The organism is Alkalicoccus chagannorensis DSM 18086 (assembly GCF_000429725.1).
GTDB classification, from domain to species: domain Bacteria; phylum Bacillota; class Bacilli; order Bacillales; family Salisediminibacteriaceae; genus Alkalicoccus; species Alkalicoccus chagannorensis.
Genome location: NZ_AUCK01000005.1, coordinates 58,231 through 76,784 on the forward strand (window position 1 = coordinate 58,231; position 18,554 = coordinate 76,784).

An 18,554-nucleotide genomic window follows, 5' to 3' on the forward strand; every position below is an offset into this window, starting at 1 on the left:
TGTGATAACTTAAAGATATGGAAAAAACAAGTTTATCTTATATTATAGCTACGTTAAGAAAAGAGTTAGATCTTTCATTAGAAGACATTGCTAGAAAAACAGGACTGCACAGAACAACAATTGGTTTAATTGAGAGAGGAGAGAGAGAACCCACTGTTGAAACAGCTTCTAAAATAGCGGAAGCAATGAATAAACCACTAGTCGAGCTATTACTCCTACAGGAGAAACAAGATACTTATAGCATAAAGAAACGTGGAGTCAAAGAAGATTGTATTATAAATGTTAACAAACTTCAATCCATTGATTTGACTTCAGAAACTATTCTAAGTGCTATCCAACATTTGTATAGTACTCTAGATGTAATAGATGAACAATTGTTGAAAAATGGGGGTAAAAGGCTATCAGAATTAGTTGAATTGGCAAATCTTTCTTCGATTGTTGGAAACATACTTGGTGCAGGATTAGCTAAAAGCTCTAATAACACATATATTAGAAATAGACCTCATGCATACCCTGATTTAATAAGAGAAAATGGTGAGGGAAACGGAGTAGAAATAAAGATAGCATTAGAAAGAAATATGCCCAAAGGACATTTATCTAAAGGGAAATTTGGTTATTATCTAACTTTTAGATACGTGCTTACTGATGAAAGTGGCAATTTTGATAAGAAAAACAGAGGGGATACTGTATCAATTTGGGAAGTGAAGTGTGATTATCTTGAAGAGGAAGATTTTTCTGAAAGTAATACCGATGGAGATTCAGGAAAAACTGCCACTATAAGAAATAAGGTTCATAATAAAATGAGTTTAGTATACTTTGATCCTTCTATAGTTCCTTACAGTCATTCAGAAAAAAAACCATACGTAGGGTTTAATTAAAATTTATAAAGCCACCTCTGTTGAGGGAGGCTTTATTAGTTTTATGTTCTTATTTTTAACTTAAATAATTATTAAAAAATGTAAGTAGATAAAGTCGCCTATAATAAATATTTCTGTGAAAAATACTCAACACACGTGGAAGCCGTGACGGTGCTTTATAGATAAGACCAGTTCAATTAATGACCTATTCATGGATCACTGAGTGTTCAGCTTTCTTTTGGTTAAGATGATTTCATCCAATGATGTCCTGCGCTTCAAGCCTCGCTCAAACGAATATACTCTTTCAACAGGTCCCGCATTTTTCTGAATTCGTCGGTGACGTTGTAGGTGGAGGAAGTCCGGCCTTTGTTTTTCATCCATTCGGTTTGGATGGTTCTCTCTTTCATGTCGGCCTCGTCGATCATATTGGATAGCAGATCGTGCCATTGCTGCAGTTCTTGGTAGGCAGGTGTTTCTGAAGGATGCTCGCCGAGAGGTTCTTGATGATAGGTGATGCTGCAGGAGGGAAGGGAAGGTTGATCGGTCATGACATGCAGCTGCAGGGCGGCTGCATGATCCTGCGGACTTAGAGACAGGGTCGTACTCTCACCAATGGGAGGATTATCCGTCGGCATTCCGCCGGGAAGAACGTTGGTGATCTGAACGTTTCTTATTTTCTGGTCGATCGGAACACCATTTTGGAGCATGGCTGACTGCAGGAGGCTGTGAAAAGGAAGGATATGCGTTTCGTAGTCATAATGATTCGCTGTAGGGGAAAGGACTTTCGTGTTCTTTCTCTTAATTGTTGTGAGAAGGAGGAGCTGCTGCTGCTTATCTAGGGCGATCATCGTCTCTCGATCAGGAGAAACGAACGTGCGGGAAGGGGAGAACGTTGCATGCTTCTCCAGAATCAGGTGCAGCTCTCGATCCAGCGCAGCAATCAGGTTTTCTTTCTGTGTCCGCAGATGCCGTACCAGGATGAATACGAGTAGTGCGATACCGGCTGCTGCCAGCAGGATCAGCATCCCACCGGGTATCATTCCAACGCTTGTAAGGACCGTGAGAAGCAGGAGCCAGCCTATACCAACCGCGTAGATCAGAGCATTGCTCATAACAACCTCCTTTTGGAATCGGGACGGACGCAGCGAGTGGAAGTCAGGCCTTCTTATCTGGACGAAAGAGGAAGGCTATTCGCTTTCCTTCTCCTTCTTATATACCACGTTTCTTGCAAAAAAGGAATCTATAACGACATACAGGGAAGCATAAAGAAAGAACATCTGTTATCATAGAATAAGTTCAACGATTAAACAAAGAAGGTTTTTCCTACGATAGCAAGCCATGTTCGTCAAATGGAAAGGAGAGATTAAGCATGGATACGGCAACAATGGTGGATGTAGGCATTCTGCTGGCGATTGCGTTTCTCAATGCGTTCGTGTTTACGCGGATTGCGAAGTTGTTTTTCCGGCGGAGGTATGATGGGTACAAGACTGCGAATTATACGTTCGCCGTCGTCAATGGATTGTATCTGCTCATCTTTTTTGTTACCGGTAATATCATCATGGTCGTCTTTATTGCGTCGGCGTTTCTACTGCTTTTGTACGACCTGCAGAAAGCGAAGAAACACGACCGGGAGGAACGCCGGCAGGAGCAGGCAGTTTCGTAGCTTGCAGTACGTTTCTTTGTTAGGCTGGTCTCAACCAGACGAATGGAGGGACCTTCGATGAAAGCAGCCAAGAACCTGACAGCGGAGGAGATCGACCGGGTTGTGGAAATGGCCTGGGAAGACCGGACACCGTTTGAGGCGATCGAGATCCAGTTCGGCCTGAAAGAAAAAGACGTCATCAAGCTGATGCGAAAAGAAATGAAGGAATCGTCGTTCCGCATGTGGCGGAAGCGGGTCAATCACCGCAGCACGAAACATGCAGCGATGAAGAAAAAAGAAGCGAAGCGGTTTCGTGCGCCGGATCAGAAGCCGATTTCCTATTAAATTTCATTTTTGTTGGTGATGGCGCTGTCCATCACCTTTTTTCATTCGTAAAAGCAAAGGAAGATGCGTATGAAGAGGATGGAACAGCATCAAACGTGGATGATTCTTGCTGCGGTCGGAATCGGACTTCTTCTAGGCCAGCTGCCGATGATCGAGGGATATGCCGGGGCTTTGATCATGCCGTTTTTAGTGCTAATGCTGTACGGCCTCTTTTTAAGCGTTCCACTGAAGGGATTTACTGAGGCCTGGAAGAATATTCGCTTTACAGGCACCAGTCTGATTATCAATTTCCTATGGACGCCTTTCCTCGCCTGGGGACTCGGAGCTGTCTTTTTAGTTGATCATCCAGCGCTCTGGCTTGGCTTCATTCTGCTCCTGGTTACTCCCTGCACAGATTGGTATTTGGTTTTTACTTCCACAGCCAAAGGCAATGTGACGCTGGCTGCGTCCATGCTCCCTTGGAATCTGCTGCTGCAGATCACGTTCCTGCCTTTGTATATCTTTCTCTTTGCTGGCACAACAGGGGCGGTGGAAGCAGGCGCAGTAGTGGAAGTGATCCTGTTTCTTGTGATTCCACTTTTCTTCGCCGTGTTGACCCGCCGTCTTCTGAAAACGCGGAAGGAACTGCTGGAGCAGAGGATGATTCCTTTTTTCCACTCTGCTAAAATCCTCTTTTTATGTGCGGCGATCGCGGCCATGTTTGCCTCTCAAGGGTCGTATCTAGTAAACAACCTCTCCGTCATCCTCCTTCTGGTTCTTCCTCTTTTGTTCTTTTTCGTGCTGAATGTGATGCTTGCTCATCTGACCGGAAAGCTTCTCCGTTTCAACTGGGACGATACGGTCAGCCTGCACATGACGACCATAGCCAGGAATTCCCCTGTAGCTCTCACGGTCGTCCTGACAGTTTTTCCAGAGCAGCCGCTTATCGCTCTCGTCCTGATCATCGGACCGCTGCTGGAGCTGCCGATCTTAGCGGTTCTGTCACAGTTGTTGTTACACATGCGAAAAGGGAAAAACGGACACGAGCAGTAACCAGCTGAGGCGTTAAAAACAGCGGTAGAAGCAGAGGAGCTTCTGCCGCTGTTTTACGTTGATCGACAGGCTTCGAATCGTTTGGAGGAATCAGCACTACCTGCCGTCGTTGTTGGCATTGTTCATATGATAGACATAGGCGGCTGTTGCTCGGACGTGTCGAGATTATCGTAGGGTCTTGTTGCAGCGGAATACGCGAAAACACAAAAACGGGCCCACTGATGGGCCCGTTCTCCTCTGGCTTCGTCTATTTCAGTACATCGTGGTCGACGTAGCGCTCGCCGTTCATGTCGCTGAGAATGTTGATTGCCACTTCTGCGCCGTGTCCGGCCGTCACAATCGTATGCACACTCTTGTCTGCACAGGTTCCGGCTGCCCAGACACGGTTCATGCTGGTACGGCCGTCTTCCTGTATGTCGACGACTTTTTTGATGCGCGGCTCGCTGCCTTCTTTTGTTTGAATGCCGGAGGCTTCTGCTGCATCAGCAATCGTGCCGGTTGCCAGCAGGACGTACGATGCCTGATATTCGCCGTCTTCGGTGATGACCTGGACATGGTCCCCGGCGTCTTCGACTTTGGTTACTTTCCCGCTCTGATGGACAGCATCGAACTTTTTCATCTGCTCGAGTCCGGTCTCCACGAGGTCCGGTCCGGAAATTTCCTTCGCTCCATAGTGGTTCTTGACCCATGCTTTCCGCGTCATGCTCTGGTCACTGTCGAGTACCAGCGTCTTCTTGCCGGCCTTTGCTGTGAAGAGGGCCGCACTGGCTCCGGCAGGTCCGGCTCCTGCAATAATAATGTCGTACATGCTTATCCCTCCTGATTTAGTATTCAACTTTAGAATTTACCCGTTTGCACTCTTATCCAAACTTCGTTACCATTGGAAAAAAGAAGGAGGGGCGACCATGCCGGAACGAGAAGAGAAGCTCGCCGCTTCACTAACAGGAACGACACCGGAGATCATCCCTTATCTGCCGTACCTGCTCCAGGATCTCTGGTACCTTGGCTCCTCACCCGCCGATATGGCTGAACTGATCCGTACATATACCGATCTCGGCACGGACGCGGAGGTACTCGATCTCGCCTGCGGGAAAGGTGCCCCGGCTGTGGAGTTGGCGTCGGCATTCCATTTTTCCGTCAAAGGGATCGATTTGATGGAGGCATTCATCGAAGAAGCTCGTCAGGCGGCAGAGGACGCCGGCGTAAGTCACCTCTGCACGTTTGTTCATGGCGATGCGGAGGAAGAGGTCCGCCGGGAGGTGCCGCATGATCTCGTCCTTTTTGGTGCTGCCGGGGATGTCCTGGGAGATCGAGCCGCGATGCTGAAAAAGCTCTCCAACGTAATGAAGCCCGGGGGATGGCTGATCATCGATGACGTGTATAGTGAACCAGGAGCATCGGAAGGGCTGCCGAAACGAGAGTGGGAGCGGCTCATGCAGGAACACGGCTTGTCGCTTGTGGCCGAAAAACTGGTCGATGAGGCGTCTCTGCAGAGGGAACTGCAGGAGCAGCTGACGCGTATAAGCAGACGGGCAGAGGAATTATCGCAGCAGGAGCCCGAGAAACGGCCCTTGTTCGAGGAATATGTCGCGAGCCAGCGCGCCGAAGGAGAGGCGCTCGAGCACGAGTGGACCGGCGTGACGATGCTTTTGAAAAAAAGATGATGGATCGTCGTGTTAAAGGAGAGGGGGAGAGAGAATGAATGTCATCGTGATGTTAGCCATCGGCGCCATTATTCTGGTGAGAGAAGCTATTCGTCTGGCTGCAAGAGATGGAGTGACAAAGAAGGATGCATCGGTGGAGCGGTTAACCGTGCTTTTCGTTGCTATATTCAGTCTGCCGGCGATTATACCAAACGTGTGGGTGTATTTGTTTCTTGCACTGCTTGTTGTCGTGGTGTTTTTTCAGCGGAAAGGACCGCTCAGCAGCAACACGTGGAAGATTCGGGAAGAGCCGCTCGATCAGGCGATGGAACGGATGGAGACCATTTTGGAAGAGCGGGGCGAGCCTTTTGAACGGGAATCGATCCGCGATCAAAAGGCGGTCCGGTATCATCTTACCGATCATGCAGGGTTCTACGTGGACTTGGAACCGAAAGAAAACTGGTACAAGAAGCACGATACTCCCCACATGTTGATGAGAGTCAAATCAAGAGGCTGGACGAACGTGCTCGAGGAGCCGACGGAGGAATTTCTGGAGCAGTGTCGGGAAGAGCGCCGGGATCGGACGTATCGTGGACCACGGATGTACTATGCGGTCGGCGCGCTGGGGTGTGTGCTGATGGCCGGAGCGTGGCTCGTTGTTCTCTATGATTCTCCATACGAGTACCCGAACCGGACGGTGGAAACCGAAGAATGGTAGGAGGGGGATGACGATGCTGTTTCTGATTCCGATAGTGGTTCTTGCAGTCGGCCTGCTGATGGAAGGCTTTAGAATCTTGAATAGAAATGGAGTGATCCAGCGTGGTGGCGTGGTGGATCGGCTGTTCTCGCTGGCACTCCTGTTTTCTTCGTTGGCTGCGTTTCCGTTGGAGTCGTGGGTATATGCCATCGCTATGGTGCTGGGTCCGCTGGTGTTTCTTTACGAAATAGGACCGGTAAGCAGCCGCCGCTTTACGATTCGAGAAGAGCCGCTGAAAGAAGCGAGAGAGAAGCTGGAGCAGCTTTTTCAGGAGAACGGGCTTACGTTTGAAACAGAAGGATTGAAGGTGCATGAAGGCATCAGATACCGGTTTCCATATTTTCCCGGTTATCATATCGACCTGGTTACAGAAGCAAAATGGTACGACCGGCACGAAACGAAGCATCTGCATCTCAAAGAGAAAGTACGCGGCTGGACCAACGTTTTGAAAGAACCGAGAAAGGACTTTCTCGAACAGTGCCGCCGCGAACGGCAGAACGCCCGCTACTACGGACCTGCGGCCGGATGTGCAGGCGGGGCCCTAGTGCTTCTCCTAATGGCATCTTCCCTTGCCGTACAGCATCTTCAAGAGCCGGAGCAGCAGATCGAAGAGGCTTACAGCGTCGAAGCAGAATAGAAACAGCCGCCTGCAGGACGGGGCGGCTGTTTTTGCTTGATGAGAGAGGAGCTTGAGAGCAGGTGCGGACAATTGGCTGGAATTTCGACCAACTCGCGCTCAAGTGTGGACAATTCAAGAGGATTGTGACAATCCGGAGCAATATATGTGGTCAAAGCCCTTTTTCTCATGAAAAAACCGCCTCCCGATAAAGGAAGGCGGCAGCAGGCGTGAAGAATTAAAATGGAAATTCTGTGTCATCCGTGTACGTTCCGAATGTGATTGACGTTCCGCCGCGGAAGTCGACATCTTCAGCGGCGATAATACCGGTGAAGTCGGTATTTCCCCGGATTGTTACAGTTCCGTTTGGCGCGAATAGAAAGCCGGAGATTTCGCCACCGCCGACTAAGGTGACATCATCCTCTTCTGCAACGATAATGACATCTTCCGCATTTCCGCTGCCGGCAATTCGGATATCATCATCAATCAGTCTCATGCCATCCTCAAGTGTGTCATCATCACTATAACCTCGTTCCTCATACCATTCTTCGTCCCGTAATTCAGGGACGTCGAAAGGGCTGTCTTCCACAGGTGCAAAATACTGATCATCCCCAGATCCCTGCACACGCACCTCAAAGGTATTCCCAGAGGAAGAAGAGGTTTCTTCATACCGTGTTCCATCCCGAATGATTGTACCCTGATTATTAATAAAAGAATCAACTTGGCCGCTCTGATCAATAGTATTACTGAAGATAAAGACGTTCTCGGATCTCATCCATTCGCGGAGATCGTCATTCTCATCAGGTTCCTCATCTTCGTCCTCTTCCTCCGGCCGCTCAATTGCAACAGAATCAGTATCCCCGGAGGCGGCACCCTGCAGCGAGGATTCAAAGCTGAAGTCGCGCTGGGTGTTGTTGTCTGTTAAAGTAAAAGCAACACGATAACTTTCGGAACGATCCAGTGGAGGCGAAGTCTCGTTAATATCGGAGGCCTCTGTGAACTCGATGTCCATCCTCGAGGAGACGACTTCATCAAAAGAAAAAGCTGCTTCTTCTTGATGATACTGCCGCACCTGGGTGATAATGATATTAGCTTCCTGGCGCAGGTTGATGTGGGAGCTGGTCGATTCCTGATGCGAAAAGACCGCCATGACCATTTGAAAAGCAATTGCTGTGAAAATACCGGAAACGATGATTCCAGCGAGCAATTCGATTAACGTGATGCCGCGCTGGCGGCGGAGATGTTGACGGATCATACGCTGGTCACTTCCTTAAAGTGGGTGATTTTTTGAAAATAGATACAAACGAAGCCGGCGTCAGCCTGCTGGAGACGCTGGCAGCAATCACGATTCTCGGTATTATTATGATAACATTTATGAGCGTTTTTTCTCAGGCTGCGCTCTTTTCTTCGAGAGCTGAAACGGAGCTGACAGCGGTTCATGCTGCAGAAATTGTCCTGAGTGACGTCCGAAACGAGGCGCCGCAGGAAAATGATAGCACCCGAGAAGTTACAACGGGAGAGGGACATGATTTCACAGCGGAGGTCCGTTTGGAAGAAACCCCGGAGGAATCTGATTCCAGGGAAGCACAGCTCGGCTTGCAGCGGCTTCATATCCTCATTTATGAAGACGATACGACCGGGGCCCCGCTCTATGATACCTACACGTTTGTGGAAGAGGAGAGTGGTTCCTGATGTGCATCCGATCTGCGAAAAACCAACGCGGCTACGCGCTGCTGCTTGTGCTGCTGATCATCGTGCTGGTTGGTGTTGCTGCTCCTCCCATTATAGCAAATGCGATTAACGTCGTGTCGCAGAATCAACAGACCGAGGAGCAGATTCAGCTCGATCATCTGGAAGAGATGGGCACGGTCTATGCCGATGCGGCTATTGACGAGGCGAGAAGGGTGACAACCGCCGGATTTGAAGTAGATGGAGATCAGTCCGTACAAGACATTATCGACGAATACAAAGACGACTTTGCCTCGAACCTGGATGAATTTCTTTCCGAGGACATTGTCTTGGACGAGGGTCGCAGCGTTTCTGTAAGTGATACTTCTAATGAAACGGAAGCAGAGGGAGAAAACGAGCTTGTCATCGCTTTCGAGATCACTGCTGTGAATGGTGAAGCGGAGCGTACCGTTGAGAAAAGTCGAAGCATCACTATTACGGTGGAGTAGTTTATAGAAGTACTGTTCCGAGCCCACGCCGGCAGTGCCGGCGTGGGCTCAACTTTGTTTTTGAAACTAGACCCCATTGTGATTTTTTTCACAAAATGGTCGCAGTCATTCATGTTTACTACTTCACAATGTATGTTATAGTAAAACTATAGAAAGGTTGCTCAGTAATTCACAAGAAAGATTGCCGGCACGAACGACAGAGCAGCTTTTCCTAAACTTACTTACATTCCTTAAAGGAGGAACTGATCATGTTTATGGATTTTCTGCGAAACAACCGTTGGGCTGCTGGTATTCTCACGTTTTTACGTCTCTACGTCGGGTGGCTCTGGCTGACGGCCGGCTGGGAAAAGGTCGCTGGTGGATTTAGTGCGGATGGCTACCTGCAGGGCGTTGTCGGCAATGAAGAAGTCGCTGCTCAGTATCCGACGTACCACGCGTTTATTGAAAACATCGCCGTTCCGATGGCGGAGCCGTTCAGCTTCATGGTCGCCTGGGGCGAGGTGCTCGTCGGACTCGGCCTCATCCTCGGCGTCTTCACAACCGCCGCTGCGTTCTTTGGCCTCGTCATGAACTTTGCCTTCCTGTTCGCCGGCACGATCTCTAGCAACCCGTGGATGGTGCTTTTAACGATCTTCATCGTCGCAGCCGGTGCCAATGCCGGACGCTTCGGCGGAGACCGCTGGGTCATCCCGTACCTGCGCACGAACGTGCTCGGACGTGACTTCATCCAGAAGCGGATACCGAAGAGACGGGAGCAGCGGGCTGCTTGATCAAAACGTAGGAGAAGAAAAGGACCTGAATGGCTTCGGCCATCCAGGTCCTTTTCCTATTACAATCATTTATACGCTCGTTTCTGCAGCTGCCTGCAGCAGCCGCAGACCGAAAGGGCTTGGGTTATTGAAGGTTGAAAAAATGTTCAAGGGAAGGCAGCTCGGAAGAAGTGACCGCTCGCCCTCTCTGAGTGACCGTTCCGCGGCGCGGAGCGTCTGCAGGGATTTCCTGAGTGACCGTCCAGCACCGGAATGACCGCTCTGATTGTCTGAGCGTCGACTCCCGTGCTCCGAATGACCGCGGGCAGCGGCTGAACGTCCGCTCCGGCACTGCGAACGTCCGAGCCGCACCCGAATCCTGTACACATCAACAAACGCACCTCGCTCGTCCTCTTCTTCCCGCAGACTCAACCAACTTCCAACGACAAAAAACGTCCGCCCCACGAAGGGACGGACGTTTTCATCACGACAAAGTGTTACGCGTTAGCCGTCTGTGCTGTTTTTACTTCCTGGTGCAGGTCGAAACGATCCGCGTTCATGATCTTCACCCATGCGTCCACGAAATCGTGAACGAACTTCTCACGGTTGTCGTCCTGTGCATACACTTCTGCGAGTGCTCGGAGGATCGAGTTGGAACCGAAGACAAGGTCGACACGGGAGGCGGTGCGGACGAGTTCACCCGTCTTGCGGTCACGGCCTTCGTAGGAAAGGTTGTCGACTGCTTCCCACTTGATGTTCATGTCAATCAGATTGCGGAAGAAGTCTGTAGAAAGAACGCCGACACGGTCGGTGAAGACGCCTTTCTCGGATCCGCCGTGGTTGGCTCCGAGAACACGCATACCGCCCATGAGTGCTGTCATTTCTGGTGCGGACAGCTGCAGTAGTTGTGCCTGGTCTACAAGCAGTTCTTCCGGACTGACCGTGTACTCTTTCTTCAGGTAATTGCGGAAACCATCCGCTTCTGGTTCGAGTACTTCAAAGCTTTCTTCATCGGTCATTTCCTGTGTTGCATCGCCACGTCCCGGTGCGAATGGCACGGTAACGAAGACGCCGGCATCGTGTGCTGCTTTTTCAACAGCTGCTGTACCACCGAGAACAATCAGGTCAGCAATCGAGATGTCTTTGTCGAGGTCCTTTTTCAGGTTCTCGTAAACGTTGAGGACCTTCTGCAGGTGCTCCGGCTCGTTAGCATCCCAGTTCTTCTGCGGCTCGAGACGGATGCGGGCACCGTTTGCTCCGCCACGCTTATCAGATCCGCGGAAGGTAGAAGCGGAAGCCCAAGCTGTCTTGACAAGTTCGCTGATGGTCAGATCCGTTGCGAGGATCTTCTTCTTCAGATCCGCAATCTCCGAATCTGTCAGCGTGTAGTCCGGCTTCGGTACTGGATCCTGCCAGATGAAGTCTTCTTCCGGTACTTCCGGTCCGAGATAGCGGTCTTTTGGCCCCATATCACGGTGAAGCAGCTTGTACCATGCGTTTGCGAATGCTTCAGCAAATTCATCCGGATTCGCATGGAAGTGACGATTGATCTTCTCGTAGTCCGGGTCCATGCGCATCGCCATATCTGCTGTCGTCATCATGATTTTACGCTTCTTGGAAGCATCTTCCGCGTCAGGAGCGTGGTCTTCGTCTTTCAAATCTTTCGGCTCCCACTGATAGGCACCTGCCGGGCTCTTTGTGAGCTCCCACTCATAGCCGAAGAGAACATCGAAGTAGCTCATATCCCATGTTGTTGGTGTTGGTGTCCATGCACCTTCAATTCCGCTGGTGATGGCATCGCTTCCCATCCCGGAACCGTGTGTGCTTTCCCAGCCGAGACCCATGGATTCGATCGGTGCTGCTTCCGGCTCATTGCCGACTTCTGCTGCATCACCGGCACCGTGGGATTTACCGAACGTGTGGCCACCGGCCGTCAGTGCTGCTGTTTCGTAATCGTTCATTCCCATGCGGGCGAACGTTTCACGAATGTCGGTTGCACTCTTCAGTGGATCCGGGTTGCCGTTCGGTCCTTCCGGGTTCACGTAGATGAGGCCCATCTGAACGGCTGCGAGTGGATTTTCCAGTTCGCGGTCGCCATAGTAACGCTCATCGCCGAGCCATTCTTTCTCTGCTCCCCAGTAAACGTCCTGTTCTGGATGCCAGATGTCTTCACGACCGGCACCAAAGCCTGCGGTTTTACCGCCCATGGATTCGATCGCCACGTTACCGGCAAGCACAAGCAGGTCAGCCCAGGAAATCTTGTTTCCGTACTTCTGCTTGATCGGCCATAGAAGACGTCGTGCTTTATCCAGGTTTCCGTTATCCGGCCAGCTGTTGATCGGCGCGAAACGCTGGGCACCAGCACCGCCTCCGCCACGGCCGTCGCCTGTACGGTAAGTTCCGGCTGCGTGCCAGGACATCCGGATAAACAGCGGTCCGTAATGACCGTAGTCCGCCGGCCACCAGTCTTTGCTGTCTGTCATCAGGTCCATCAAATCCTGCTTCATTTCATGATAGTCAAGCTTTTGGAATTCCTGCTGATAATCGAAATCTTCTCCGAGAGGATTCGATTTTTTATCGTGCTGATGAAGAATGTCAAGGTTGATCTGGTTCGGCCACCAGTCTTCGTTTCTTGTACCCGTGCTCATGTTGGCTGTCAAACTTCCCTGCATGACCGGGCAGTCTTCTGGATTGTGATTGTCTCCTGAATGCATGTGTTACTCCTCCTTTAATGGATAAGTACTGCTGTCGATTCTTCTCTCGAAAACGGAGAGAGAACAGACAGTAATAATTCTCACTTAATAATCATAATAAATAACGGTTCAAATTGAAAGTGAAATGCATGAAAAATTGATTTTTTCATGTTTCAGCCAAGGGTGCTGAGGGCAATGCTGATACAATGATGCGGGGTAGCTATTTTGTTCACATCATCCATTTTAACATAGCCAGGCGCGATTTTCCTGCAAAAAACGATGGAAGGAGGGAGACCATGCAGGAACTCCTGCTCGTCATCCTCATTATCATGCTTCTCCTCGGCGGGTATGGGCTGCTCAGTGGCTGGATGCGTCACCGGCTCGGATTGGAAAAACGTCCACGGGGGTGGGTCAATGACCGTCACCATAAGGTGGACAATGGTATTCGTGCTTCGCTCCTGCTGCTGATCGTAGGAGCGCTCCTCTTCGACATGATGGTGATGCCGTACGTCTCCACGGGGCTCTGGGCAGCCGCAGGCATGCTGTTCCTGGCCGGCTTTGTTGTCAAAGCCCGGTTTGAGCGGAGCGTCGGTGATGAACCAGACCGTGCGTTCGTCACGACAGCCCAATGTTTGTACTGTGCCGTATGTATGATCGGAGCAGCATTGTTTCTTTTGTTCTAAGCTGCCGGCGCAAAAAAGCTCACTGCCTGGAACACAGGGTGAGCTTTTTCGTGTGCTAAGCTTTCTTTTTCCGCTGCTGCCAGGAACGGTAGGAACCGTCACCGCCGCAGGCTGAGCAGTCTTTCGCAGGCTCATAGTAGAACTCATGAATGACCGCCCGCGTACGGCCTCTGCCCCGGCAGTCCGGGCAGCGTCCTGTTTCCTCCATCCGCTTTGTCCGGCGCTGATACATCAGTTTCCTTGTACCTTTGGTTCTCTCCACAGGCGCCATGGGCGAACACCTCCCAATTGGAATAAGGCAGTGAAACGACGGAAATCAACGAAACATGACAGCGCTTTCTTTGTTTGCCTTCATTATATCATGTCCACATCTCAGGTCAATCACGTCCAGTGTAGACGGTACGGTTTTCTTCTGCAGAGGTGTAGGCAGCCTCAATCATCTCTGATAAGTACAGCGCTTCCTGAAGGGAATAGGCTTCCGGCACAGGCTTTCTGCGTTCCAGGACGTCAGCAAACACTGCACTCGGAAGTGGAGCGTCTGTCCATGACGAAGGATCGATTCGCTCTATTCCTGACGGTGTCGCGAAACGAATCCATGCATCTTCCGTTCTGGAACCGAGAATCTGTACGGAAGCGTGCGTGCCTACAATTTCCAGCGTGTTGTCGAGCTGACTGGCAGCAGAGGAGGTATGGGCCGATGCAATCGCACCCCCGGGGAATGTCATGGTCGTACTGGATATTTCATCGGCACCGGTATCAAACGGCGCCCGCATCGACGCCTGGACACGGTCCGGTCTCTCGCCGATCAGCCACGGCAGCAAGTACAACCCGTGGCAGCCGAGGTCGAGTGTGATCCCCCCGCCGGTCTGGGACGTATCGAACCAGTAGGACGGCAGCATCGGCTCGACAGCAGCCTGGTGCGAGCGCCGGAAAAACGCGGACGTGACCTGCCCCAGTTCTCCGCGGTGGATACGATCGAATACCCACTGATAGAGAGCCGAACTTTTTGCCTCCAGAGAAATCATAAACGGAATGCCCGCTGCACGAACAGCGTCTGCTGTCCGACGGGAAGAAGCGAGGTCGGGCGTGAGGGCTTTGTCTGTGAAGATGGCTTTCCCTGCCTGGGCGGCGGCGGTAATGACTTCTTCATGCGATGTCGTAGACGATTCCACTAAGACGGCCTCGATGTCCGGCTGTGCCAGAATGCGGGGGAGGTCGGGTTCAAACGACGCGTGGTACCGCGCCGCGGCTTCTCTGCCGCGGGTTTCATGTTCATCCCAGACAGCTGTAATGGTGCCGCCCGCTTCTGTGAACGCCTGGACAAAGCCATCGGTATGCACGTGCCAGGCGCCGAGTAGTGCCGTTTTGATCATGGGGATTCCTCCTTGAGTGGGCCGCCCCGGAACATGGGCAGCAGATCATTTTCTTCGGAAGGAGCCTGCTGCTCCAGGGTGGCAAAAGTCTGAAGATCCTCCGGCACATGTTCGTCTGCGGCGGTATGAAGAAGATACCGGAATAAGTCGTTGACGTACTTGTTCCACCAGCCGCGCTGGTGAAAGGTGACACGGTTGTCCCCCTGGTATAAAGGATCGAGCTCGATGGTGACGACTTTGATCGTATCAAATGGATCAAACCGCCCGTGACGGCCGCGGATCAACAGGTAGACGTGAGCCACGCTGGAAAGCGGATAGCGGAACAGCAGCGCCATGTCACGCTCCTGATCATAAAAGATATAACGGCTGAAAGGGGAACCGGCCGTTCCGGGAATCTGCTTCATTTCAACAAAGGCCGGCCGTTCCCGGACAGCCTGAAGCAGCGTATCTGCTTTTTCTATGGGGAACTGGGGGATTTTCCATTTGGCAAACATCCGTACAGCCCATCCAGCCATGGCTCTGCCTCCTTTTCCTATGCTGGCTCTATCATATCACGATTTGTGGAATCCTAGAAAAGAAGCGAAACACGTCTCGCAGCGCAGGGAGACGCTTTGCTGCTGACAGGCCAAAAATCCCTGGAGCATCTTCCACGGTTTGAAGAAGGCTCATGCCGGCAATAGCGGAACTAGTGAAAAAAACGTTCCATGAAGGAGGAGTACCATGCGCTATTCACCATTTAAAACCCCTTTGTCTGCTTTGATGGACAATGCTGTCCTGCACCGCCTCCCGGCTGTTCCGGAAACGGTCCACTGGGGCTTCTGGGACAATGAGCTGGAACCGAACCTTCGAGTGAAGTCCGGCGATTTTGTGTATGTCGAAACCGTCACACATCACGCAGGGGATGCCCCGGACAAAATGATGGATGAGGGTATACGCCGTATTTACGATGCCATTCCCGAAGAAGCGCGGAAGCCGGGGCCGCACCTGTTGACTGGACCGATTTATGTAGAGGAGGCGGAACCTGGAGACATGCTGGAAGTGCAGATTCTGGATCTGGAACCACGACTGCCGTATGGATCCAATTTATCCGCTCCCTGGGGCTACCTTTTCAACGAGGTGGAAATGCATGAGAAAGAACGGGTCACCATCTATAAGCTCGATGACAAAGGCCAGTGGCTCACCCCGGAATTCGGCTATCAGTATCCGGGCTCCTATAACGTGAACGGCCGAGTGCTGCAGCCGGAAGAAGTAGACCGTGAAGAGACGATGAATCATATCCAGGTTCCGGCCCGCATCCACTTAGGAACCATGGGGACAGCGCCGGAGCAGAAAGGACGGTTCAGTACAATTCCACCGGGAAATTTCGGCGGGAACGTAGATAACTGGCGCATCGGTGCAGACACGACGATGTATTATCCTGTATTCAACCAGGGGGCGCTCCTCTCGCTCGGCGATGCCCATCTCGCCCAGGGAGACAGCGAACTAAACGGAACCGGTGTGGAGGCCTCGGTGAACGCCCTGCTGCGGGTGGCGGTGCGGAAGAATTTCTCCTTTCCGATGCCGATTCTGGAAACGGAACAGGAATGGATGGTGCATGCGTTCAATCCGGATCTGGAGGAAGCAGCAAGACAGGCGTCGATGGGTGCGATTGAGTTCCTCGAAAAATATTATGAGAAAACGAAGCGCGAGGCGTACTCCTTCCTCGCCGCGGGCGGAGATCTGCAGATCACGCAGCTCGTCAACGAAAACAAAGGCGTTCATATGGCGATGCCGAAGGACGCTTTCCTTCCGGAAAAATCATAGCGCGGCTTCAGGGGAGTTTCGTTTCCGTCGACTTCTCCACAGAAACGTGACAAAATAGAGGCACTACAGGACGAAAGGGGTTTGACGATGGAAGCCTATTCAAGAAAGGTAACAAAAGGAGATGGACGGCTCCTGCTGGAAGTACCGGAAGAGATTGCGGAATTTCTCACTGTCGAGCAGGGGGACGCGGTTTCTTTTCAAATCGTCGATAATCAGGTTGTCGTCCGTCCGGAACGAAAGCTCGATACGTCCGAGCTGAAAGGCCTGGATGAGGATTTTGCAGAAGGGGTGCGTGTCGTGCTGGATAAATACGACCAGACCTTCCGCACCCTTGCCGATCGGAGGGATGGCTGATGCGCTACCTGCTTCTGCATGAACTGAAGGCGTTGAATACGATGCTGAACCGGATCTATTCGCCGGATCATCCGTTTGGTGTCCGAGACGAGCTGGAGCTGCTTGCGGCTGCAGAGCGTCCGATTCAAAGTTTGTTTGATGAAGAGGCGTTCCCGACCTTTCCGCTCAAGTGCGCCGCGCTGTTCAGTACCCTGTTGAAGAAACGTCCATTTGAGTACGGCAACCGCCGTACGGCCTTTGCAGCACTTGTGCTGATGATGCACCTGAACGGCTGGCGCCTGACGGCCGGTGAAAATGAAGCAGAGCAGTTCACCAGGCACGTCTGGGAGAATGGAGAGTCGATCGGGAGCGTCGCCTCCTGGATTGAAGAGCGCATGGAAAAAAACTAAACGCCACGTTCCCATGGCGGGACACAAAACGTCCGAAAAAGGAAACAAGCTTCCGATGATCCCAATCGATCGTCGGAAGCTTGTTTTTTGGAATATAGGAAAGAGGGAGTATAAGTTTTTATACAAGGAGACGGTCGCATACCGTACTATTCCGAGCGCAAGGGCCGGTGTGATCGTTTTCGTCGCTGATCGTCCGGCAGTCAGCGGATGCCTGCTCGTGGCAGGAGATGGTCATTGGAGCGATCAACCCTTTTGATACAAAAGCCCTCACCCAAAAACAAAAAACGGCTGAGGGCTTCTTTCTATTCTGGTTGTCGTTCCGCTTTTTGACGCGGGATGCTTCTCACGTGCTCCATTTCATTGAAGGGCCAGCCTGAGAGGCTCGTACAGCCCTGCTGCTTTGTTATCCTGCCTTGGAAGGCATCGACACTTTCACGGAGGAATCGTGCAGCCGTCGGAAGTGGAAAAGGACGGAATCATCGGCGTGGAGCGGGAGTTCGACATCAAATTCCTTTTCCTGCTCGAGCCGTTCCATCAAAATTTCCTGGTTTTCCTGGAGTGTCTGCTGGTATTTCAGGAAATCGCCATGGCTGAGGCGGCGGCGGACCTCACTGCTGTCGAAAAAGAACCGTTTCATTCGGGAACCCTCCTTTCCTGTCTTGTTGTTTTTCCTTTACCCGGCTGTTTTCGTCCGTAATCGGGGTTTTTTTCCAGGGCAGGGGAACGGAGAGCAGCCTGTCTGCCGGCCGCTTCTCACAGGAAGGGGAGAGGTATGTCGGTTTAACCTAGGCACGCTATGGGAAAAGCTGCAATAAGGAATCTTATACAAGGAGGAATCGAGGATGAAAAAACGAGTGATCGGCGTATTTTCTTCAGAAGAAGAAGTGAAAGAGCGGGTGGATGCACTGCAGCTGGAAGGACACCGTCCAGAAGAAATCGTCGTCGTTGCAGGGGAAACGGAACAGACGAAGTGGCTCCGTGATCAGACGGCGGCGAAGACGGAGCTGCTGAAGGATCAGCCGGAGGAAGCCGGTACGAGTGAAGAGAATCTGTCCTTCTTCGATAAAGTCAAACGTGCCTTCGTCGGTCAGACCGAATTCAAAGGGGATACGGAAGCGAATGATCTTAACGAACCTTTTGACTTTACGAAGGCTGGACTGGAAGAAGAGGAGGCTTCTCACTATGAGAAGGAAGTAAAAGATGGCAGCATTGTCGTCCTCGCTCCGATGCTTGCTGATGGAGATGAACACCAGGCACAGAAGGAAGAGGCCATTGATCCGGGCGGCCCGAGCCAGATCGGGGATCCGATGAGTTCCGAGGATCCGGCACAGTACGCCCAGGATGCACCCAAATTCCCTCAGGATCGGGATGTGGACAAAGACCGCCGCGACCGCTAGGGCTGTCTCGTTCAACGTCGACCTGCCGATTCAGCCACATTGGA

Annotated in this window: 23 protein-coding genes; 15 read left to right on the plus strand and 8 right to left on the minus strand. The window is 51.6% G+C overall.

The window, feature by feature from the left end:
- Positions 1 to 17: 17 nt before the first annotated feature.
- Positions 18 to 878: a helix-turn-helix domain-containing protein gene (locus tag G477_RS20865; RefSeq protein WP_084406110.1), complete on the plus strand. Its 861-nt coding sequence runs from the start codon at positions 18 to 20 to the stop codon at positions 876 to 878.
- Positions 879 to 1,132: 254 nt separating this feature from the next.
- On the opposite strand, the gene G477_RS0103880 is transcribed toward G477_RS20865, so the two are convergent.
- Positions 1,133 to 1,969: a hypothetical protein gene (locus G477_RS0103880; RefSeq protein ID WP_026696832.1), complete on the minus strand. Its 837-nt coding sequence runs from the start codon at positions 1,967 to 1,969 to the stop codon at positions 1,133 to 1,135.
- Between the two features lie 257 nt (positions 1,970 to 2,226).
- On the opposite strand from G477_RS0103880, the gene G477_RS0103885 reads away from it, so the two are divergent.
- The 3 genes from G477_RS0103885 to G477_RS0103895 all read left to right on the plus strand — a co-directional run bounded on the left by G477_RS0103885 (position 2,227) and on the right by G477_RS0103895 (position 3,876).
- Entirely contained in the window at positions 2,227 to 2,520 is a 294-nt protein-coding gene (locus G477_RS0103885) for a hypothetical protein (RefSeq protein WP_026696833.1), read from the plus strand.
- A gap of 57 nt (positions 2,521 to 2,577) precedes the next feature.
- Positions 2,578 to 2,844 (plus strand): TIGR03643 family protein, encoded by a 267-nt coding sequence (locus G477_RS0103890; protein WP_026696834.1) that lies wholly within the window; start codon positions 2,578 to 2,580, stop codon positions 2,842 to 2,844.
- 69 nt (positions 2,845 to 2,913) lie between these two features.
- Positions 2,914 to 3,876, plus strand: a complete 963-nt coding sequence (locus tag G477_RS0103895; RefSeq protein WP_026696835.1) for an arsenic resistance protein — start codon at positions 2,914 to 2,916, stop codon at positions 3,874 to 3,876.
- A gap of 247 nt (positions 3,877 to 4,123) precedes the next feature.
- On the opposite strand, the gene G477_RS0103900 is transcribed toward G477_RS0103895, so the two are convergent.
- Positions 4,124 to 4,684, minus strand: coding sequence for an FAD-dependent oxidoreductase (locus G477_RS0103900; RefSeq protein ID WP_026696836.1), 561 nt, complete (start codon positions 4,682 to 4,684; stop codon positions 4,124 to 4,126).
- 97 nt (positions 4,685 to 4,781) lie between these two features.
- On the opposite strand from G477_RS0103900, the gene G477_RS0103905 reads away from it, so the two are divergent.
- Genes G477_RS0103905 through G477_RS0103915 form a run of 3 tightly spaced genes read left to right on the plus strand, consistent with a single transcriptional unit; the run spans position 4,782 to position 6,913 of the window.
- A complete protein-coding gene (locus G477_RS0103905; RefSeq protein ID WP_026696837.1) occupies positions 4,782 to 5,540 on the plus strand; it encodes a class I SAM-dependent methyltransferase in 759 nt (252 codons plus the stop codon).
- Between the two features lie 34 nt (positions 5,541 to 5,574).
- A complete protein-coding gene (locus tag G477_RS0103910; RefSeq protein ID WP_026696838.1) occupies positions 5,575 to 6,237 on the plus strand; it encodes a hypothetical protein in 663 nt (220 codons plus the stop codon).
- Positions 6,238 to 6,250: 13 nt separating this feature from the next.
- Positions 6,251 to 6,913: a hypothetical protein gene (locus G477_RS0103915; RefSeq protein WP_026696839.1), complete on the plus strand. Its 663-nt coding sequence runs from the start codon at positions 6,251 to 6,253 to the stop codon at positions 6,911 to 6,913.
- A gap of 217 nt (positions 6,914 to 7,130) precedes the next feature.
- Here G477_RS0103915 and G477_RS0103920 read toward each other — a convergent pair whose 3' ends face one another.
- A complete protein-coding gene (locus G477_RS0103920; RefSeq protein WP_026696840.1) occupies positions 7,131 to 8,147 on the minus strand; it encodes a PulJ/GspJ family protein in 1,017 nt (338 codons plus the stop codon).
- Between the two features lie 32 nt (positions 8,148 to 8,179).
- Here G477_RS0103920 and G477_RS20430 point away from each other — a divergent pair, with 32 nt between their 5' ends.
- From G477_RS20430 to G477_RS0103935, 3 genes are all read left to right on the plus strand, one after another.
- Positions 8,180 to 8,584, plus strand: coding sequence for a type IV pilus modification PilV family protein (locus tag G477_RS20430; protein WP_051287647.1), 405 nt, complete (start codon positions 8,180 to 8,182; stop codon positions 8,582 to 8,584).
- A complete protein-coding gene (locus G477_RS0103930; RefSeq protein WP_026696841.1) occupies positions 8,584 to 9,069 on the plus strand; it encodes a hypothetical protein in 486 nt (161 codons plus the stop codon). The genes G477_RS20430 and G477_RS0103930 overlap by 1 nt, the downstream gene beginning before the upstream one ends.
- A 248-nt stretch (positions 9,070 to 9,317) precedes the next feature.
- Complete coding sequence (locus G477_RS0103935; protein ID WP_026696842.1) at positions 9,318 to 9,839, plus strand: DoxX family protein; 522 nt, start codon at positions 9,318 to 9,320, stop codon at positions 9,837 to 9,839.
- 476 nt (positions 9,840 to 10,315) lie between these two features.
- Here the strand turns inward: G477_RS0103935 and katG are convergent, their stop codons facing one another.
- Positions 10,316 to 12,532 (minus strand): catalase/peroxidase HPI, encoded by a 2,217-nt coding sequence (gene katG, locus G477_RS0103945; protein ID WP_026696844.1) that lies wholly within the window; start codon positions 12,530 to 12,532, stop codon positions 10,316 to 10,318.
- Positions 12,533 to 12,807: 275 nt separating this feature from the next.
- Here katG and G477_RS0103950 point away from each other — a divergent pair, with 275 nt between their 5' ends.
- Positions 12,808 to 13,194 (plus strand): hypothetical protein, encoded by a 387-nt coding sequence (locus G477_RS0103950; RefSeq protein WP_026696845.1) that lies wholly within the window; start codon positions 12,808 to 12,810, stop codon positions 13,192 to 13,194.
- Between the two features lie 55 nt (positions 13,195 to 13,249).
- Here G477_RS0103950 and G477_RS18625 read toward each other — a convergent pair whose 3' ends face one another.
- From G477_RS18625 to G477_RS0103965, 3 genes are all read right to left on the minus strand, one after another.
- A complete protein-coding gene (locus tag G477_RS18625; protein WP_035211143.1) occupies positions 13,250 to 13,465 on the minus strand; it encodes a hypothetical protein in 216 nt (71 codons plus the stop codon).
- Positions 13,466 to 13,571: 106 nt separating this feature from the next.
- Entirely contained in the window at positions 13,572 to 14,567 is a 996-nt protein-coding gene (locus G477_RS0103960; RefSeq protein WP_051287649.1) for a Gfo/Idh/MocA family protein, read from the minus strand.
- Complete coding sequence (locus tag G477_RS0103965; RefSeq protein ID WP_026696847.1) at positions 14,564 to 15,082, minus strand: hypothetical protein; 519 nt, start codon at positions 15,080 to 15,082, stop codon at positions 14,564 to 14,566. Before G477_RS0103965 ends, G477_RS0103960 begins: the two co-directional genes overlap by 4 nt.
- A 205-nt stretch (positions 15,083 to 15,287) precedes the next feature.
- On the opposite strand from G477_RS0103965, the gene G477_RS0103970 reads away from it, so the two are divergent.
- From G477_RS0103970 to G477_RS18630, 3 genes are all read left to right on the plus strand, one after another.
- Positions 15,288 to 16,370, plus strand: coding sequence for an acetamidase/formamidase family protein (locus G477_RS0103970; RefSeq protein ID WP_051287652.1), 1,083 nt, complete (start codon positions 15,288 to 15,290; stop codon positions 16,368 to 16,370).
- A gap of 81 nt (positions 16,371 to 16,451) precedes the next feature.
- Positions 16,452 to 16,724 carry a hypothetical protein gene (locus G477_RS0103975; protein ID WP_156897279.1) on the plus strand — a complete coding sequence of 91 codons (273 nt, stop codon included), beginning with the start codon at positions 16,452 to 16,454 and terminating at the stop codon, positions 16,722 to 16,724.
- Positions 16,724 to 17,113, plus strand: a complete 390-nt coding sequence (locus G477_RS18630; RefSeq protein ID WP_051287654.1) for a type II toxin-antitoxin system death-on-curing family toxin — start codon at positions 16,724 to 16,726, stop codon at positions 17,111 to 17,113. The genes G477_RS0103975 and G477_RS18630 overlap by 1 nt, the downstream gene beginning before the upstream one ends.
- 403 nt (positions 17,114 to 17,516) lie before the next feature.
- On the opposite strand, the gene G477_RS0103990 is transcribed toward G477_RS18630, so the two are convergent.
- Positions 17,517 to 17,750, minus strand: a complete 234-nt coding sequence (locus G477_RS0103990) for a hypothetical protein (protein WP_026696851.1) — start codon at positions 17,748 to 17,750, stop codon at positions 17,517 to 17,519.
- Between the two features lie 205 nt (positions 17,751 to 17,955).
- Here G477_RS0103990 and G477_RS0103995 point away from each other — a divergent pair, with 205 nt between their 5' ends.
- Positions 17,956 to 18,510, plus strand: a complete 555-nt coding sequence (locus tag G477_RS0103995) for a YflT domain-containing protein (protein ID WP_026696852.1) — start codon at positions 17,956 to 17,958, stop codon at positions 18,508 to 18,510.
- Positions 18,511 to 18,554 lie beyond the last annotated feature (44 nt).